This is a genomic window from Rhodococcus sp. T2V, from assembly GCF_029269925.1.
Lineage (GTDB): Bacteria > Actinomycetota > Actinomycetes > Mycobacteriales > Mycobacteriaceae > Rhodococcus_F > Rhodococcus_F koreensis.
Genome location: NZ_JARJBD010000042.1, coordinates 46,999 through 65,506, shown reverse-complemented (window position 1 = coordinate 65,506; position 18,508 = coordinate 46,999). Strand labels below are relative to the sequence as shown.

General features: G+C 69.9%; 14 protein-coding genes. 13 read left to right on the top strand and 1 reads right to left on the bottom strand.

The genetic code is table 11. The annotated features are described in order from the left end of the window. Nucleotide 1: 1 nt before the first annotated feature. From P3H15_RS29980 to P3H15_RS29955, 6 genes are all read left to right on the top strand, one after another. Nucleotides 2–2,131: a molybdopterin-dependent oxidoreductase gene (locus P3H15_RS29980; protein WP_276140546.1), complete on the top strand. Its 2,130-nt coding sequence runs from the start codon at nucleotides 2–4 to the stop codon at nucleotides 2,129–2,131. Beyond that, nucleotides 2,131–4,368, top strand: coding sequence for a molybdopterin-dependent oxidoreductase (locus P3H15_RS29975; protein ID WP_276140545.1), 2,238 nt, complete (start codon nucleotides 2,131–2,133; stop codon nucleotides 4,366–4,368). Before P3H15_RS29980 ends, P3H15_RS29975 begins: the two co-directional genes overlap by 1 nt. Further along, nucleotides 4,368–5,990 (top strand): FAD-dependent oxidoreductase, encoded by a 1,623-nt coding sequence (locus P3H15_RS29970; RefSeq protein WP_276140544.1) that lies wholly within the window; start codon nucleotides 4,368–4,370, stop codon nucleotides 5,988–5,990. Before P3H15_RS29975 ends, P3H15_RS29970 begins: the two co-directional genes overlap by 1 nt. Beyond that, complete coding sequence (locus P3H15_RS29965) at nucleotides 5,987–8,125, top strand: molybdopterin-dependent oxidoreductase (protein WP_276140543.1); 2,139 nt, start codon at nucleotides 5,987–5,989, stop codon at nucleotides 8,123–8,125. Before P3H15_RS29970 ends, P3H15_RS29965 begins: the two co-directional genes overlap by 4 nt. A gap of 188 nt (nucleotides 8,126–8,313) precedes the next feature. Further along, a complete protein-coding gene (locus tag P3H15_RS29960; RefSeq protein WP_276140542.1) occupies nucleotides 8,314–9,837 on the top strand; it encodes a class I adenylate-forming enzyme family protein in 1,524 nt (507 codons plus the stop codon). After that, nucleotides 9,838–10,587: an SDR family NAD(P)-dependent oxidoreductase gene (locus tag P3H15_RS29955; protein WP_276140541.1), complete on the top strand. Its 750-nt coding sequence runs from the start codon at nucleotides 9,838–9,840 to the stop codon at nucleotides 10,585–10,587. A gap of 64 nt (nucleotides 10,588–10,651) precedes the next feature. On the opposite strand, the gene P3H15_RS29950 is transcribed toward P3H15_RS29955, so the two are convergent. Then, nucleotides 10,652–11,452, bottom strand: a complete 801-nt coding sequence (locus P3H15_RS29950; protein ID WP_276140540.1) for a glucose 1-dehydrogenase — start codon at nucleotides 11,450–11,452, stop codon at nucleotides 10,652–10,654. A 133-nt stretch (nucleotides 11,453–11,585) separates the two neighbouring features. On the opposite strand from P3H15_RS29950, the gene P3H15_RS29945 reads away from it, so the two are divergent. From P3H15_RS29945 to P3H15_RS29915, 7 genes are all read left to right on the top strand, one after another. Then, the gene (locus P3H15_RS29945) at nucleotides 11,586–12,395 is read left to right on the top strand and encodes an enoyl-CoA hydratase/isomerase family protein (protein WP_276140539.1); all 810 of its coding nucleotides are present in this window, start codon (nucleotides 11,586–11,588) and stop codon (nucleotides 12,393–12,395) included. Nucleotides 12,396–12,447: 52 nt separating this feature from the next. Next, nucleotides 12,448–13,485, top strand: a complete 1,038-nt coding sequence (locus P3H15_RS29940) for an LLM class F420-dependent oxidoreductase (protein ID WP_276140538.1) — start codon at nucleotides 12,448–12,450, stop codon at nucleotides 13,483–13,485. After that, a complete protein-coding gene (locus P3H15_RS29935) occupies nucleotides 13,482–14,969 on the top strand; it encodes an acetyl-CoA acetyltransferase (protein WP_276140537.1) in 1,488 nt (495 codons plus the stop codon). The genes P3H15_RS29940 and P3H15_RS29935 overlap by 4 nt, the downstream gene beginning before the upstream one ends. A gap of 86 nt (nucleotides 14,970–15,055) precedes the next feature. Then, complete coding sequence (locus P3H15_RS29930; protein WP_172651461.1) at nucleotides 15,056–15,373, top strand: hypothetical protein; 318 nt, start codon at nucleotides 15,056–15,058, stop codon at nucleotides 15,371–15,373. Further along, nucleotides 15,370–15,801, top strand: coding sequence for a Zn-ribbon domain-containing OB-fold protein (locus P3H15_RS29925; RefSeq protein WP_160100351.1), 432 nt, complete (start codon nucleotides 15,370–15,372; stop codon nucleotides 15,799–15,801). The genes P3H15_RS29930 and P3H15_RS29925 overlap by 4 nt, the downstream gene beginning before the upstream one ends. Beyond that, a complete protein-coding gene (locus P3H15_RS29920) occupies nucleotides 15,798–16,982 on the top strand; it encodes a transporter (protein ID WP_276140536.1) in 1,185 nt (394 codons plus the stop codon). Before P3H15_RS29925 ends, P3H15_RS29920 begins: the two co-directional genes overlap by 4 nt. A 27-nt stretch (nucleotides 16,983–17,009) precedes the next feature. Continuing rightward, nucleotides 17,010–18,461, top strand: coding sequence for an aldehyde dehydrogenase (locus tag P3H15_RS29915; protein ID WP_276140535.1), 1,452 nt, complete (start codon nucleotides 17,010–17,012; stop codon nucleotides 18,459–18,461). Nucleotides 18,462–18,508: the final 47 nt, after the last annotated feature.

Below are 18,508 nucleotides of genomic sequence, written 5' to 3'. Positions count from 1 at the left end.
CATGCGATCCGTCACGTCGAGGGCCACGTCGTACTGCAGGCTGTGTGCCTCCTCGTGCGGGGTCCTGCTCGACATCGAGGACGGGCGGATCGCGCGGGTGCTCGGCGATGCCCACCATCCGATCTCCGGCGGCTACACCTGCCCGAAGGGGCGCCGCGGCGGCGACCTCGTCCACGGGCCGGACCGGCTCACCACCTCGATGCGCCGCACCGCGGCAGGTACCCACGAGCCGGTGCCGGTGGCGCGGGCGGTCACCGACATCGCGGACCGGCTGCGCGCAATCGTCGACCGGCACGGACCGGATGCGGTCGCGCTGTTCATGGGGACACAGCAGAACTTCGCCGCACTCACCCCGCCGATGGCCCGGGCCTGGTTCCGGGGTACCGGCTCGCACAAGCTGTTCTCCACGATGACCATCGACCAGTCCGCGAAATGGGTTGTCGCCGAACGGATGGGAACGTACCTCGGCGGTCGGCAGCGATTCGAGGACGCAGACGTGTGGTTGCTCGCGGGCACCAACCCCGTCGTCTCCGGCAACGGCGGCGACGGGGACGGCGCGGTGGTGCAGAACCCGTCCGTCACCCTGAGGGCGGCGCGGGAACGGGGCCTGCGGCTCATCGTCGTCGACCCGCGACGCACCGAGACCGCGGCTCTCGCCGACATCCACCTGGCACCCAGGCCGGGCACGGACGCAGTGCTGTTCGCCGGTCTCCTGCACGTCGTCCTCACCGAGCGCCTCCACGACGCCGGCTTCTGCCACCGGTACACGGCCGACCTGGCCGTGCTCGCCGATGCCGTCGCCGGTGTGACCCCCGGCGTCGTGCAGCGGATCTGCGGTATTCCCGCAGGCCGGATCCGCGACGCGGCACGGGTGTTCGCAGGCGCGGCACGGGGCATGGCGACCAGCGGCACCGGGTTGTGCATGGGCCCGCACTCGAACCTCGCGGAACACCTCGTCGCGGCACTGAACGTGGTGTGCGGCCGGTATCTGCGCGAGGGGGAGCGGGCCGACGACCGCGCCGTCCTGACCCGGCACCAACCGGCGCGCGCGGAGGTCGCGCCGGCCACCCGGGCATTCGAGCACGGATTCCGCAGCCGCATCGGCGGGGTGCGGGCGATCCGCGGCGAACTGCCGTCCGGCATCCTCGCCGACGAGATCCTCGCACCCGGCCCCGACCGGGTGCGGGCGCTGATCGTCTCCGGCGGCAACCCGGCGGCGGCGCTGCCCGATCGCGGGAAGGCGTTGCGCGCGATGCGATCACTGGACCTACTGGTGTGCGTCGACCCGCGTATGTCGGACACCGCGCGGCTCGCCGACTACGTGATCGCCCCGACCACGATGTACGAGCGCGCCGATCACACCGCGATCATGGAGCCGTTCTTCCCGCAGCCGTTCGCGCAGTACACCCCCGCGGTCGTGACTGCGCCGCCCGGCGTCGTCGACGACTGGCGATTCTTCCTCGACCTCGCCGCCGCCTCCGGGCAGCTCGTCAAGTTCGCCGGTCGCATCCTGGACCCCGCCTCGCCGCCGACCTCCGAGCAGTTGCTGGCCATGATGGCCGAGCGGGGGCGCATCCCGTTCGCGGACTTGGTCGCCGCCCCGCACGGACACCTCGCCGGACGCAGCGGCGCCGTCGTGGGTCCAGCGGCCGAGGAGAATGCCGGGCACCGCCTGACACTGATGCCCGAGGACGTGCGCGCCGAACTGCGTGCAGCGCTGACGGACAGGGCTGTCGCAGCACAGTTCCCGCTCCTGTTGACGGTGCGGCGGATCCGGGAGGCCGTCAACTCCACCGGTACCCGCGTGCCGGGACTTGTTCCCGGTGGCGCCAACCCCGCGAGTGTGCACCCGGACGACCTCGCCGCCGTGGGCATCGCCGACGGGCAGACGGTGATCGTGCGCTCGGCGTCCGGGCACCTGCGTGCGACCGCGCGGGCGGACGCCACACTGGCCCGCGGCACGGTGTCGATGACGCACTGCTTCGGGAGCGTCGACCCACGCGACGACGTCGGAGTGAACGTGAACGCGCTGACCGGAACCGGTGACGGCGTCCAGTCGATCAATGCGATGCCCACCATGACCGCGGTTCCCGTCGCGGTCGAGCCCACCACCATCGAACAGGACGTGTGATGACGACGGCAGAACCGATCGCCGGGCACCGGATCTGCCCGCTGTGCGAGTCGACCTGCGGACTGCTGGTCGAACTCGACGGTCGCGCCATCACGCGGGTCGCGCCGAACCCCGACGACGTGATGAGCGCCGGGCACAGTTGCGCGAAGGGACTCGGTCTCGGCCGCATCGAGGGCGACCCGGACCGGATCCGGACCCCGCTCCTGCGCACCGCGGACGGTGGGTTCCGCGAGGCCACCTGGGACGAGGCGTTCGCCGAGATCGAGCGCCGGCTACCGGAGTTCGTCACCGGTGACCCGGGCAGCTGCGCCGTCTACCACGGGAATCCGGCCGCCCACCACCTGGATTCGACGTTCTACCTGGGTGAGCTGATCGGTGCGGTCGGTACCCGGAACATCTACTCGCCGGCCAGCGTCGACACCTGGCCGAAGAACCTCGCGCACATGCTGCTGTACGGCACCGGGCTGGGAATGAGCCTGCCGGACCTCGACCGCACCGACTACCTGCTGATCCTCGGCTCGAACCCGATGGTCTCCAACGGCAGCACCGTCACCGCACCCGGCATGCACCACCGCCTGCAGGCGTTGCGTGAGCGGGGCGGCACCCTCGTCGTGGTGGATCCGGTCCGCACCCGCACCGCCGAGGTCGCGGATCTGCACGTGCCGATCCGGCCCGGGACCGACGCCCTGTTCCTGCTCGGGGTGCTGTCCGTCATCGCGTCCGAGGGGCTGTCCCGACCGGACCGGGTGCCTGCGGTGGTCGACGGCCTGGACGCCGCTCTGGCGATGGCGGCGGACTTCGACCCCCACGCCGTCGCCGCCGCGTGCGGGGTCGACGCCGATATGATCCGCGCGGTCGCGCGGGGGTTCGCGGGCGCGCCTGCAGCGGTGGCGCATTCACGGATCGGGACGTGCATGCAGGAGTTCGGCACCCTCGCGAACTGGCTCGTCGAGGTGCTCACCATCGTCACTGGCAACCTGGACCGGCCGGGAGGGGCGATGTTCGCGCTGCCGCCGGCCGGCGGGCAGAACACCTGGCCGGTGACCAGACCGCCGAAGCTGATGTTCGACCGGTGGCGTTCGCGAGTGCGGGGGCTGCCGGAGGCGATGGGGGAGTTGCCCGCGGTGTGCTTCGCCGAGGAGATCCTCACGCCCGGACCGGGCCGTACCCGGGCGCTGATCACCCTCGCCGGGAACCCGGCCCGCTCCCTGCCCAACAGTGGGGCGATCGAGGAGGCGCTCGGCGCCCTCGACTTCATGGTGTCGGTGGACTGCTACCTCAACGAGACCACCCGCCACGCCGACGTGATCCTGCCGCCGCCACCGCTGGCGACCCGCGGCCACCACGACGTGACGCTGGCGCACTTCCAGATCCGGAACGTCGCGCGGTACACCCCACCCCTGCTCGACCTCGCCGACGGCGAGCTGGCGGAATGGCAGATCCTGCTGCGGATCGCCGCGATCGCCCAGGGAACCCCGCACCGTGCGGTCGAGGAGATGGACGACGAGGTGGCGGCCGTCGCCGCCCGGCGCGCCGCGAAACTCGCCGGCTGCGAGGCGGAACAGGCACTGCACGCCGTCACCGGCAGGCGCGGCCCTCAGCGACTGCTGGACCTGCGTCTGCGCAGCGGGCCCTACGGCGACCGTTTCGGGCTGGACCCGGACGGGCTGACTCTCGCACTGCTGGAGGCCAACCCGGACGGCATCGACTACGGGCCGCTGACACCGCGCGTCCCGGAGGTGTTGCGCACTCCGGACGGGCGGATCGACCTGATGCCGGAGATGATCGTCGGGGATCTGCCGCGGGTGCGGGCGAGCATGACCCGGGCTGCCCCGGATCTGCTGCTGATCAACCGGCGTCAACGTCGTGGCATGAATTCGTGGCTGCACAATGCCCTGCCCCAACCGGACGGCGGCCAGTGCGCCCTGCTGATCGGCCCACGCGACGCGGCCGAGCGCGGCCTGGTCGGCGGCGACCGGGTGGCGGTGACGTCCAAGGTCACCACCGTGACGGCCGAACTGCGAATCGACGACGCGTTGCGTCCCGGTGTCGTGAGCATGCCGCACGGGTGGGGCCACCACGGGCCGGGCCTGCGGACGCCCCGGTCGGCGTCGGTGCCCGGCAGCAACTACAACGCCCTGGTGGACGACACCACCGACCTCGAGGCGCTGACGGCGTCCCCGATCTTCAACGGCGTCCCGGTCACCGTGACGCGCACCAGCGAGGAGCATCCCTGATGGCGTACGTGGTCACCCAGAACTGCTGCAACGACGCGACCTGCGTCGCGGTCTGCCCCGTCGACTGCATCCACCCGACTCCCGCCGAGCGGGAGTACACGCGCACCGAGATGCTGTACATCGACCCGGGCGCGTGCATCGACTGCGGCGCCTGCTCCGACGTGTGCCCGGTCGACGCGATCGTTCCCGGCGACGCCCCCGCACCCGACATCGACCGATACCGGGAGATCAACGCCGAGTACTTCCAGCGGAATCCCCGCAGCGCCGCACCGGGTGCGCACGTGCAGCCGCTTCCGCTCGCCCTCGCGACCACCGGCGTCACCGATCCGCCTGCGCTGCGGGTGGCGATCGTCGGATCCGGACCCTCGGCGTTCTACGCCGCCGAGGAACTGCTGGCCCGTCGCGACATCGCCGCCGAGGTCACCATGTTCGAACGGCTGCCCGTCGCGGGCGGACTCGTGCGGTTCGGCGTCGCGCCGGACCACTGGCACACCAAGACGGTGGACCGGGTGTTCGACCGCACCGCCCGACGCGACGGCTTCACCTTCCATCTCGGCGTCGAGGTCGGGCGGGACGTGACGATCGACGAGGTGCTGGCCCACCACCACGCGGTGATCCACGCGTCCGGTGCGTCGGGAGACCGGCGCCTCGGCATCCCCGGCGAGGACCTGCCGGGCAGCTACGCCGCCCGGGAGTTCGTCGCCTGGTACAACGGCCACCCCGACCACGCCGAGCGCACGTTCGACCTGTCCGCGCGCCGCGCCGTCGTGGTCGGCAACGGCAACGTCGCCCTGGACGTCGCCCGCATCCTCGTCTCCGATGTGGACACCCTGCGCCGCACCGACATCGCCGACCACGCCCTCGCCGCCCTGGCCGACAGCCGGGTCGAGGAGGTGGTGGTGCTCGGCAGGCGGGGACCCGAGCACGCGGCCTGCACCACGCCGGAACTGCTCGCGCTCGGCTCGCTGCCGGGAATCGACGTCCTCGTCGACGGTCCGGTGACGGCGGCACCGGACGCACCGGCCAAGCTGCGGATCCTCGCCGACTACTCCCGGCGGGAGGCGACGCCGGGGAACAAGCGCATCGTGCTGCGCTTCGGTACCTCCCCACGAGAGGTGCTCGGTGCGGGCCGTGCCGAGTCGCTTCTGGTGGCCCACGCCGACACCGCCGACCGGATCGAGTGCGGACTGATCCTCCGGGCGGTCGGGTACCGCGGACTGCCGATCGACGGCCTCCCGTTCGACGAGGCCGCCGGAACCGTCGCCAACGCCGCGGGCCGCGTCACGCTGCCCGGCACCGGGGAGACCGTCCGCGGCCACTACGTGGCGGGCTGGATCAAACGCGGTGCCACCGGTGTGATCGGCACCAATCGCTACTGCGCGGCGGAGACCGTCGAGGCACTCCTCGCCGATCATCGCGCGGGACTGCTCGCCGCCCCCACCGCGGCCGCTGCGGACCTGGCGGCGCTGGTGCGCGAACGCAGGCCCGACGCGCTCGGCGGTGCGGACTGGCGCGCGATCGACCGGTTCGAGCGCGAGCGCGGCCGCGAGGAGGGCAGGCCCCGCATCAAGATCGTCGACGCCCGGGAGGCGGCCGTCGTCGCGGGTGCGGCCGCCCGGTGAGTCCGGACACGGCCCGGGTGCACACGTTCTGCCGCATCTGCGAGCCGGGGTGCGGCCTGCTCGCCGAGGTCCGGGACGGCGAAGTGGTCCGGCTGCAACCGGACCGGGATCATCCCGTGCACAAGGGGTTCTCCTGCCACAAGGGTGTGCACTACCTCCAGGTTCACAACGATCCGGATCGCCTCGACCGGCCGCTGAAGCGGACGAATCCGCGGAGCGAGGAGCGCGGCGACTTCGAACCCGTCGAGTGGGACGTCGCCGCGCGCGAGATCGCCGACAGGCTCGCGGAAGTGCGGCGCCGGTACGGCCGGGGTGCCCTCGCCGTCTATCAGGGAAACCCGTCGGCGTTCAACGGCGCCTACTATGCGAACGCCGCCACGATCGCGCGCGGCTTCGACACCCGGATGCGCTTCAGTGCGGGAACCCAGGACACCTCGGCCAAATATGCTGCGAGTGAGGCGATCTACGGGGCGTCGATGGCACATCCGATCCCCGACCTGCTGCACACCGACTACTTCCTGTGCGTCGGCAGCAACCCGCAGGTCTCGCACATGACGCTGATCCACATCTCGGATCCGATGGCCAAGATCCGCGCCGTGAAGAGCCGTGGCGGGACCGTCCAGTTCGTCAATCCGCGCCGCATCGAGTCGTCGTCGCCGGAGACCGGGGACGTGTTGTTGATCAAGCCGGACACCGACTTCTACTTCCTCGCCGGAATCCTGCACGAGATCGTCTTCCGGATCGGGTACGACCGGGCCGAGGTGGAACGTCACGCTCGCCGCGTCGACGAGTTGCTCGACTTCGTCCGGCAGTATCCCGTCGATCGGATCGCCGGAGTCACCGGCATCGAGGCCGACACGATCCGGCGGGTCGCCGACGAGTTCTGCGCGGCACCGAGCGCAAGCGTCTACATGGCGACCGGGGTGAACCAGGGCCGTCAGGGCACCCTGGCCTACTGGATGCTCACCATGGTCAGCCTGTTCTCCGGCAACCTCGGAAGGCGCGGTGGCAACATCTACTCGCGTGGCGTCGCCGACGTGGTGCAGGGTTCCAAGCGCAAACGGGAGGACCCGTTCTACGAGGGGCCCTTCGGTGAGATGCGGACCGTCGGCGGTGATCTCCCCGCCGCGCTCCTGCCGGACTTCATCGAGAATCCCGACGACCCGGTCCGCGCGCTGATCGTGGTGTCGGGCAACCCGCTGCTGTCGGTCGGTGGCGACGACCGCCTGCGCCGGGCGTTCGAGCAGTTGGACCTGATCGTGACCGTCGATCTGTACCGCACGGTCACCGGTGAGATGGCGGACTATGTTCTGCCGGCTACGGACTGGCTGGAACGGGAGGACGTCAACTTCCTCAACACGATGGGCGTGGCGATGGAGCCGTACGTGCAGTACACGCCCGCCGTCGTCCCCGCGAGGGGGGAGCGCCGCGACGACTGGTGGATCCTGTCCCGCATCCAGCAGGCGATGGGCGTTCCGACCCTGCTCGACGACCCCGACCCGAATCCGTTCGCCGCGGTCGACGCGATGATGCGGGAGTCGGGTCTGAGCATCGATCTCCTCGCGACCATGCCGTGCCAGACCGCGGTGCTGCCGGAGGCCGAACCGTCGCACGTTTTCAGTATCGCGGTCCAGCACGACGACGGCCTGATCGACTGCTGTCCCGCGCTGTTCCAGCGCTCGTACGGGACCGCGGAACGCATCTTCGAGGAGTTGGCCGCGGAGCCCGCCGACCAACTCAAACTGATCACCCGGCGCACCCACTACATGGTCAACAGCTGGCTGCACAATCTTCCGGTGTTCAAACAGGGCGTCCACCAGAGCAATCCGCTGTGGATGCACCCGGACGACGCGCGGTGCCGGGACCTCGTCGAGGGCGACGACGTCACCGTGCGCAACCGCCACGGCGAGGTCGACGCGATGCTGATCTACGACGACACCCTCCGGCCGGGCGTCGTGGCGATGACCCACGGCTGGGGGCAGCGCACGGCCCGGGGGCTGGACGTCGCGAGGCGCAACCCGGGTGTGAACGTCAACCGTCTCGCGCCCACCGGGACGGACGGCTACGACCCGCTGAGCAACCAGTCGCAGCTCACCGGCATCAACGTCGAGGTGGTGCGCCTCCGGCACCCGTGAGTACTTGTTAACCGCCGGACGTTAACAAGTACTCACGGGTGCGAAGCGCACCTTGCCGGATTTAACAACAACCTTTAGATTTAGCAGTTGTGACGGGCGGCACAGTGCGACCGTACGCACGAGTCCCTGTCACGGAGAACTTCGGTTTCGATCCCGCCGGTCGCGGCCGGGCACACAGGAGGCAATGAATGAGCGGAACCGTGATCGACGCGCTGAATTTCTGGGCGCGGATCGTCCCCGGCCAACCGGCCATCGATTTCGACGGCGACGTCGTCACGTACGCGGAACTGTCGAGGTGGGCCGACGGCGTCGCCCACGACCTCGCGGCGCGCGGCGTCCTGCCGGGCGACCGGGTCAGCTTCGTGGGAACCAACACCCTCGAATGGTGCGCGGCGGCGCTGGGGGCGATGAAGGTGGGCGCCATCGCCGCGCCATTCAATCAACGGATGCTCGCCGGCGAGCTCACGGCGCTGGTCGAGGATTGTGAGCCGAAGATCGTCTACTGCGATCAGGCGTACCTTCCGGGACTCGAAGAGGTCCTGAAGGCACACGACACCTTCTCGATCGCCGTGCTCGAACACGACGTGCGGCCCCTGCGCGGCGGGGAGCACAGTACGTTCCCGATTCCCGTGGTCGACATCTCGACACCGACCGCGATCGTCTTCACCAGCGGCACCACGGGCAGGCCCAAGGGGGTGGTGTTCACCCACGCCACCATCGCGGGCGAGATGCACGAGTGGTCGCTGATGGAACCGATCCTGCCCAACGGTCTTCGTCCTCTGCTCGTGCTGCCGTTGTTCACCGCGGCGGGCATCATCTGGGGCATCTCCCGCACCGTCATCCACGGCGGCACGCTTTTCCTGCAACCGGGATTCGACCCGCAGGCGGCCCTGCGTGTTCTGGTCGAGGACAAGGCAACGACGCTCACCGGTCCACCCATCCTGTTCGAGCAGATCGCGAAGGTCCCGGGATTCGCCGACGCCGACCTCCGCCACCTCACCACCGCACACGTGGGCGGTGCCCGGGTGCCTGCACACCTGCTGGGGATCTGGCAGGACCGGGGTGTGCAGTTGCGGCAGATCTACGGGCAGACCGAGATCGGCGGTTCCGCCACCGTGATGCCCCGCGACGAGGCGGCCGAGCATCCGGACAAGTGCGGGTGGGGTGGCATCTTCACCAAGATCCGAGTCGTCGACGCGTCCGGAAACGACTGCGCGCCCGGCGAAACCGGGCAGATCCTCCTCCGCGGTCCGGGAATGATGCCGGGCTACTGGCGCAACGAGGACGCGACGAAAGCCACGCTGATCGACGGCTGGTTACACACGGGAGATCTCGGAAAGCTCGACGAGAACGGCTACCTGACCTACGTGGACCGCCTCAAGGACATGATCATCTCCGGTGGGCTCAACATCTCGCCCGCCGAAATCGAATCGGTGATCAATCAGATCCCCGAGGTCGAGGAAGTCGCGGTGATCAGCGTGCCCGACGCGAAGTTCGGAGAGACTCCGGCTGCCCTCGTGAAGGCGGCGCCGGGCCTGACCGAGGCGGATGTCGTCGAGTTCTGCAATCGGCGCCTCGCCGACTTCAAGGTCCCGCGCTACGTCGTCCTGCTGGACGAGCCGTTGCCGCGGATGGCCAGCGGCAAGATCGCCAAACGGGAACTGCGCGACACGTACGCGGACGTGCCGGACACCCACCGGAAGGTGCGCTGAATGACGAACGCGGGTGAACAGAAGGTCGCCGTCGTCACCGGGGGTGGCCGGGGCATCGGTGCGGCAATCGCGCAGCGACTCGCGTCGGACGGTTTCGCCGTGGCGGTGAACTATTCGCGCAGCGAGACTCATGCGGCCGACGTGGTCGCGAAGATCGTCGCGGGCGGTGGTCGCGCGGTGGCGATCAAGGCGGACATCGGGGACGCGGCCTCCGCCGAGGAGCTGATCTCACGGACCGCCGACACGCTCGGGGCGCCGACGGTACTGGTCAACAACGCGGGCATGAACCTCGCCGGCTCGGTCCGCAAGCAGGAACCGGAGGACTGGGATCGTGTGATCGCGGTCAACCTCAGCGGGGCGTTCTACTGCACGCACGCCGCGTTGCCTGCGATGTACGAGAACGGCTGGGGCCGGGTCGTCTTCTTCGGAAGCCCGTCCGGCGGACGGCGGCCGTCGCCCGGGATGAGCGCCTACTCGGCGGCGAAAGCCGGTCTGACCGGGATGACCCGGACGTTGGCACTCGAGGTCGCGCGGCGCGGCATCACCGTCAACACCGTCGTTCCCGGTTTCGTCGAGACCGACATCATCAGTTCCGGGGGCGACGCCGCCGTCGACGCCCTGGCCGCCCATTGGCCGCGGATCCCGGCGGAGTCCGTGGCGGCGACCGTGTCCTTCCTCGTCAGTGACGACGCCCGCCATGTGTCGGGTGAAGAGGTGGGCGTCTGGCTCGGTGGTCCGGTCGGCGTCTGAAGGCGCCTCCGGCGCTCGTGCGCGGTTGACGAGTCCCAGGACTCGTCAACCGCGCACGGGCGCGTCAGCGCCTGTAGTTCGCGGGCCACGCCTTCCCGAGGGTCAGGCCCCCGTCGACGACGAGGTTCTGCCCGGTCACGAACGTTGCGTCGTCGGAGACCAGATAGGCGATGGCGCCGGCGATGTCCTGGCCCTCGCCGGCGCGGGGGATCGGCTGGAATGTCGCCAGGCCCTGCCGCACGCTGTCGACGCTGGCGTCCAGCGCGTCTCCGTCCAGGCCGGCGCCGTGGCCGACGATGCGGGTGGCGACACCGCCGGGGGTGACCGCGTTGACCCGGACGTGGAATTCCGCGAGTTCGCGTGCGGCGCTGCGGGTCATCTGCAGCACGGCGGCCTTCGCGGCGCCGTAGGGGTGCGGGCCGAAGCCGGTGCGCACGCCCGCCACGGACGACACGTTGACCACGGTGCCGAACCCCTGCTCGCGCATCACCCGGGCGGCGTGCTTGGTGCCGAGGAAGGCGCTGCGCGCCAGGACGGCGAACGAGGAGTCCCACTCGTCGACGGTCGTGTCGGCGACGTACGTCCAGGCCCCGACCCGGCCGGCGTTGTTGACCATCGCGTCGAGGCGTCCGAAGCGCTCGGTCGCGGCGCGGACCGCGGCCGCGACATCCTCCTCGCGGGTGACGTCGGTGTGCAGGTAGGCGCCGTGCTCGCCGAGGGCGGCCGCGACCGCCTCGCCGCGTTCGTCGTCGATGTCCGTGACCACCACCCGCGCACCCCGCTCCGCGAGGAGTGCGCAGGTCGCCGCCCCGATCCCGCTCGCGCCACCGGTCACCACCGCGACCTTGCCGTGCAGTTCCGTCATTGTGTTCTGTCCTTTCGCGCCGTCCGTCCGAACTGTGGATCTTGAGGTATTAACCTAAAGGTATTAGCTTGATATGTCGACGGTACCGACACGAAGCGGAGGCCGTCGGAACCACACGAGGGGAAGGCCCCGAATGTCCGAACTGATACTGACCGAGCAGCCGCGGCCCGGCATCCTGCTCGTGCGACTGAACCGACCCGAAGCGCTCAACGCGATGAACGCGGAGATGATCGGCGAACTGCACCGGGTTCTGGCCCGGGTGCGGGACGACTCGACGATCCGGGCGATCGTCCTCACCGGCGCGGGCAAGGCGTTCTGCGCCGGCCTGGACCTGCGCGGGTACGGCACCCCGGACGGCGCCGCGGACGGCGAGGGCCGCCCCCAGGCCGGGTTGCGGGTGCAGAAGCACATCGCCGACCTGGTGGAGGCGTTCCGTGGTGCGCGCCCGCCGATCATCGCCGCGATCAACGGCGCCGCGGCAGGCGGCGGGATGGCGCTGGCGCTGATGGCCGACATCCGCATCATCGCCGACTCGGCGGCGCTGCACGCGTCGTTCATCAAACGCGGCCTGTCCAACTGCGACATCGGAGTCAGTTGGCTGCTGCCGCGCATGATCGGGTTCTCGCGCGCGGCGCAGATCCTGCTCACCGGCCGGACGATCGACGCCCTGGAGGCGGAACGCATCGGAATCGCCTCGTCCGTCGAATCGAGCAGCACCCTGATCGACGCGGCGCTGGGCACCGCCGAGGCGATCGCGCAGAACACCCCGTTCGGGGTGTGGATGACCAAAGAGGTGATGTGGTCGAACCTCGAGGTGCCGAGTCTCCGGGCGGCGATCGATCTCGAGAATCGCACCCAGATCCTGGCAGCCATGACCAAGGACCACCGCGAGGCGGTGAAGTCCTTCCTCGAGAAGCGACCGCCCGAGTATCTGAATCACTGAACTTCAGCGACCAGCAACACCGGCCCAACGGGGCAGTAAGTGAGGAATACCAGTGAAAGTCGGTATCGCCGCCGGATATTGGGGCTCCGGACCGCCGCGCAACGTCGAACGGATGCTCGCCGAAGCCGAAGCACTCGGCGTGGACAGCTTCTGGACGGCGGAGACCTACGGATCGGACGCGCTGACCCCCCTCGCCTGGTGGGGATCCCGCACGTCCACCATCACACTCGGAACCGCGGTCTGCCAGATGTCGGCCCGGACGCCGACGGCCCTGGCGATGGCGGCGCAGACGGTCGACCACCTCAGCGGGGGCCGGGTGATCGTCGGCATCGGCGCGTCGGGACCGCAGGTGGTCGAGGGCTGGTACGGGCAACCGTATCCCCGGCCGCTCGAGCGGACCCGCGAGTACGTCGAGATCATGCGTGCGGTGTGGGCCCGGGAGAAGCCGGTGACCTACGAAGGCAGGCACTATCAGCTGCCGCTGGACGGTGGCAGCGGTCTCGGAAAGCCGTTGAAGTCGATCGTTCACCCACTGCGCGAGGACATTCCGGTCTATCTCGGGGCGGAGGGTCCGAAGAATGTCGCGCTCGCCGCGGAGATCGCGGACGGCTGGACCCCGCTGTGGTTCTCGCCCAAGAGCGACGAGTTCTACCGCGCCGCGCTGGCCGAGGGGTTCGGCCGGGACGGGGCCCGCCGGTCGCCGTCGGATTTCGAGATCGCCAACGTGTGCTGGCTGGTCGAAAACGACGATGTGGAAAAGGCGGCGGCCAAGATCAAACCCGTCGTCGCGTTGTACGCCGGTGGCATGGGCGCGAAGGGCGCCAATTTCCACAACGACGTCTTCGCCCGCATGGGCTGGGCCGACGCCTGCGCCGAGATCCAGGAGTTGTACCTGCGTGGACGGCCCGATCTCGCCGCGCAGGCCGTTCCGACGGAGATGGTCGAGGACGTCGCGCTGATCGGGCCTGCCGACAAGATCTGTGAGGACATCGTGAACCGCTGGAAACCCACCTGCTTGACGACGCTGATCCTCGGCGGCTGGCCGAGGCCGGAGAACCGGGAACGCATCCTCGAGGCGGTGATGTCGTGACGCTCGATCCGCGCACCCCGATCCTCGTCGGCGGCGGACAGGTCAACGAGCGGAGCGGCGGAGTGGAACCCGTCGATCTGATCGTCGCGGCGGCCCGCGCCGCCGCCTCAGAGGCAGGATCGTCGCGTCTGCTCGAACTCGTCGACTCGGTGCGGTTGATCGGGATGCTGTCGTGGCGGTACCGCGACCCCGGGGCGCTGGTCGGCGAACGCATCGGCGCCGCCGTCCGGCACACCGGGTACACCGGCAGCGGGGGCAGCGGCCCGCAGGTCCTCGTCAACCAGGCGGCCGAGGACATCGCGGCGGGCCGGGCCGACGTGGTCCTGGTGGGCGGTGCCGAGTCCTGGCGGACCCGGATGAAGTTGCGGTCTCAGGGTGTTCGCCCGGAGTGGACCGTACAGGATGACTCGGTTCCATCCGCGGAGGTCCTCGTCCCCGAGGTGCCGATGGTCTTCGACGGTCAGTCCAGGATCGGGCTCGATCGGCCCGCGTACGTGTACCCGCTGTTCGAGCAGGCGCTGCGGATCTCGTCGGGGCGGTCGGAGGACGAGCATCGTGCCGCGATCGGCGCACTCTGGTCGGGATTCAGCAAGGTGGCGGCGACGAACCCGCACGCGTGGACCGGCCGTGAGTACACGGCCGACGAAATCGTCACGCCGTCCGAGGACAATCGGTGGATCAGCCGGCCGTACACCAAGCTGATGAACTCGAACAACATGGTGGAGCAGGGCGCGGCGCTGCTCCTCTGCTCCGTCGGCGTCGCTACCCGTCTCGGGATTCCCCGCGACAACTGGGTCTTTCCGCATGCGGGCACCGAAGCGCACGACACGTACGACATCGCCGAACGGGAGGCGCTCGATCGGTCACCCGCCATCCGGCTGGCGGGGGCGCGCGCCCTGGAACTGTCGGGAATCGGGCGGGACGACCTGGCGCACGTGGACGTGTATTCGTGCTTCCCGTCGGCCGTCCAGGTCGCCGCGGCCGAGTTGGGGCTGCCCGTCGACGATCCCGGTCGACCGCTGACGCTCACCGGCGGCCTGACGTTCGCGGGCGGTCCGTGGAACAACTACAGCACCCACGCGATCGCCACCCTGGCGACCCGGCTGCGCGAGGCGCCGGGAACGTACGGGCTGATCACGGCGAACGGCGGCTACCTCACCAAGCACGCGTTCGGCGTCTACCGGACGGAGCCGCCGCGCAGCGGTTTCCGGCGTCACGACGTTCAGGCCGACGTCGATGCGTTGCCGACCACGCGAGCGCTCACGAGCTATGAGGGGTCCGGCTCGATCGAGTCCTGGACCGTCGTGCACGGCCGCGACGGCGCCCCGGAGCGCGGCTTCGTGGCGGTGCGGACCGGCAGCGGCGAACGCACGCTGGCCACCACGACGGAAGCGGGCGCGCTGGCGCGTCTGGTCGGCGTCGACGTCGCGCGGGGCACAGCGGTCGTCGCCGCCGACGGCACGGTCCGGTTCGCGGACGATTGACTCCGGTTTACCTAAAGTCATAAGGTATAGGAATCGAGGGCATCCGCCGTGAGGCGTGAGGTTCTCACGGAGAAAAGGAGTTTCGAATGTCTGTCGAAGACTTCCGCGAACTGTACGAGCGGCACGTCGGATACGTGGTGTCCGGAGACATGAAGTCCGCACTCGCCGACATGGTTCAGGAGAACCTGCCCGCCGTGTTCGACGGTGTCACCGTTCCCCGCGGCGACGTCGACGGGTTCGAGATCAAGGACGTCCGGGCCGACGGTGACCGCCGCATCGGCGAGACGGTGTACACGACCCCGGGCGGCACGATCGGCCTGCGATCGATCTGGGAGCGTCACGACGGCCGCTGGCTGGCCGCGGCGCTCGAGAACTTCCCCGCCGAAGGAGGGCATCCGGCATGACGGGAGAACCGTGGGGACCGTCCGCCGACGGCCTCGACCAACCGTACTGGGACGGACTCACCCGAGGTGAGCTGCGACTCCAGCGTTGCGGCAACTGCAAGACCTGGATCTGGGGACCGCAATGGGTCTGCGGATCCTGCCACACCCTCGACCCGAACTGGGAGTCCGTGACGCCCACCGGGACCGTGTACAGCTGGTCGCGCAGCTGGTACCCGTTCATCACCGAACTGGCCGACCGGGTCCCGTACGTGACGGTCCTGGTGGAACTTCCCGAGGCCGGGCACCGCCGGGTACTCGGAATCCTGACCGGCGACGACACCGACGCCATCCGCATCGGCGACCCGGTCGTCGGGCACATCGAGCACGACGAAGGCGCGACCTGGCCGCTACTGCGCTGGCGTCGATCCACCGAAGGAGCGCAGGCATGAGTGCACTCACCATGCGCGGGGCGGCCGCCGTCGTCGGCGTGTCCGAACTGCATTACCGCCGCGGCGAGGCCCCGGCGGGTGAACTGAGGATGACGCTCGAGGCGATCCTCGCGGCATGCTCGGACGCCGGCATCTCGCCGCGCGAACTCGACGGATTCGTGTCGTATGCGGGCGGCGGGCACGACGGTGCGGTCATCGGCGGCGCACTGGGCGTCGACGACGTCCGGTGGTCGAACATGATGTGGGGCGGCGGCGGTGGGACGGTCGCTGCCGCGATCAACAATGCCGCCGTCGCGATCGCTGCCGGGCAGGCCGACTGCGTCGTCGTCTACCGCTCGATGGCACAGGCGGATACCGGTCGCCTCGGATACGCGAAGTACCACTACGGCCCGCACTTCCTCGCGCACGGCGTCGGATCGCCCGCCCAGGTGTGCGCGCTGCGGACACAGCGACTGCTCGAGCACGACGGGGTGCCGCGCGAGACCATGCGTGCGCTGGTGCTCGCCGCGTATCGGCACGCCCAGAACAATCCGACCGCGCAGGGCTACGGCAAGCCGCTCGACGAGGCGACGTACGAGTCGTCCCGCCTGATCACCGAACCGTTCCACCTGTACGACTGCTCGCGGGAGAGCGACGGCGCCGTCGCGCTGGTGCTGGTCTCCGCCGACCGCGCGAAGTCGCTGCGACCCGATCCCGCGTACGTTCTCGCGGGCGCCCAGGGCGCACCGGGCGGCTACTCCTCGATCATCGACAACGACGACCAGTACGCCACAGCGGGTTTCGCGGGCGCCGCCGGACGGCCCGGAGTCGCGGACCGACTCTGGGCCGCGGCAGGTCTCGGCCCCGACGACGTGGACGTCGTCCAGGTGTACGAGAACTTCAGCGGGCCCGCCGTCGCCGCGCTCATCGACCACGGCCTGGCGCCGTCCGGCCCCGCCGCAGGCGAGGTCCTCACCGTCGACAACCTCACCGCGGGCGTCGGCAAGCTCCCCGTGAACACGAGTGGCGGCAACATCGCCGACTCGTTCGTCAACGGAATGGGGCTCGCGGTCGAAGCGGTGCGGCAGATCCGCGGCACGTCGACCAATCCCGTGGCGCACGCCAAGACGTCGCTGTTCATCGGCGGCCCGATGGCACCGCTCGTCAGTTCGACGCTGTTCGCCCACGAAGACGTGCTGTAGCACCCCGACTCTGTGAGAAGGATCGACATGGACAACATGACCGTGGACCGCGACGCTCTGTTCATCGGTGGCCGGTGGGTCGCCCCGCAGGAGGGTGCCGCGGCCGACGTCGTCGAGGCTGCCACGGAGAAGGTGCTCGGGCGTTCGGCTCTCGCTTCCGCCGCCGACATCGACGCCGCCGTCTCCGCCGCACGCGACGCACTCCGCGGACCGTGGGGGCAGCTCGACAACCGCGCTCGCGCAGACCTTCTCGACGCGTTCGCGTCCGCGCTGAAGAAGCGTGGTCGCGACACCGCGACGTTGGTGAGCCGCGAGAACGGGATGCCGATCTCACTCTCCGCCGGGGTCAACGGTTTCGGACCCGCCGCCATGATCCGCTACTACGCCGCGCTCGTCCGCGACGCGGCGTCCGAGGACGTCCGTCCCAGCGCGTTCGGCGGCCGCACGGTGGTCCGGCGGGAGCCGGTGGGCGTCGTCGCCGCGATCACCCCGTGGAACTACCCGCAACCGCTCGCCGCGATGAAGATCGCGCCCGCGCTCGCGGCCGGCTGCACCGTGGTGCTCAAGGCCGCCCCCGAAACCGCGCTCGACGCGTTCGCGTTCGCGGATGCCGCCGAGGAAGCCGGTCTGCCGCCGGGAGTGTTGAACATCGTGCCCGCGGGCCGCGAGGCGAGCGCCTACCTGGTGCAGCACCCGGGGGTCGACAAGGTCGCGTTCACCGGTTCGACGGCAGCGGGACGAGCGATCGGGGAGGTGTGTGGCAGGCTGCTGCGCCCCGTCACGCTCGAACTCGGCGGCAAATCGGCTGCAATCGTGGCACCCGACGCCGACCTGTCCGTGTTCGCCGCGAACCTCGCGGAGGTGTCGCTCGTGAACAACGGCCAGACGTGCCATGCGAGTACCCGGATCCTCGCCCCCCGTGCCCGGTACGAGGAGGTCGTCGAGGCGGTCACCGAGACGGTCCGGGGTCTCGTCGTCGGGGATCCCCTCGACAAGGCCACCGCGATCGGGCCGTTGGTCAGCGCCGCCCAGCGCGAGCGCGTGCTCGGCTACATCGAGGACGGGCGCAGCGCGGGCTACCGCACGACGACCGGCGGGGGCGTACCGGATTCGCAGCCGCTCGGCTGGTTCGTCGAGCCGACGGTGTTCGTGGACGTGGACAACTCCGCCCGCATCGCCCAGGAGGAGATCTTCGGGCCCGTTCTGACGATCACCCCCTACACGGACGAGGACGAGGCCGTGGCGATCGCCAACGACTCCGAATACGGCCTGGGCGGCACGGTCTGGACCGCAGACGAGGAGCACGGCCTCGCCCTGGCCTCCCGGGTCCACAGCGGGACCGTCGGCGTCAACCATTACGCCCTCGACCTCGACGCGCCGTTCGGCGGCGTCAAGTCGTCCGGTCTCGGACGTGAACTCGGTCCGGAAGGCCTGAATCCGTATTTCGCGACGAAGTCCGTGTACTTCGGAACACGCTGATTCGAAACGCTTTTCATTCACCATCAGATCTGATCGAACGGAGCAGG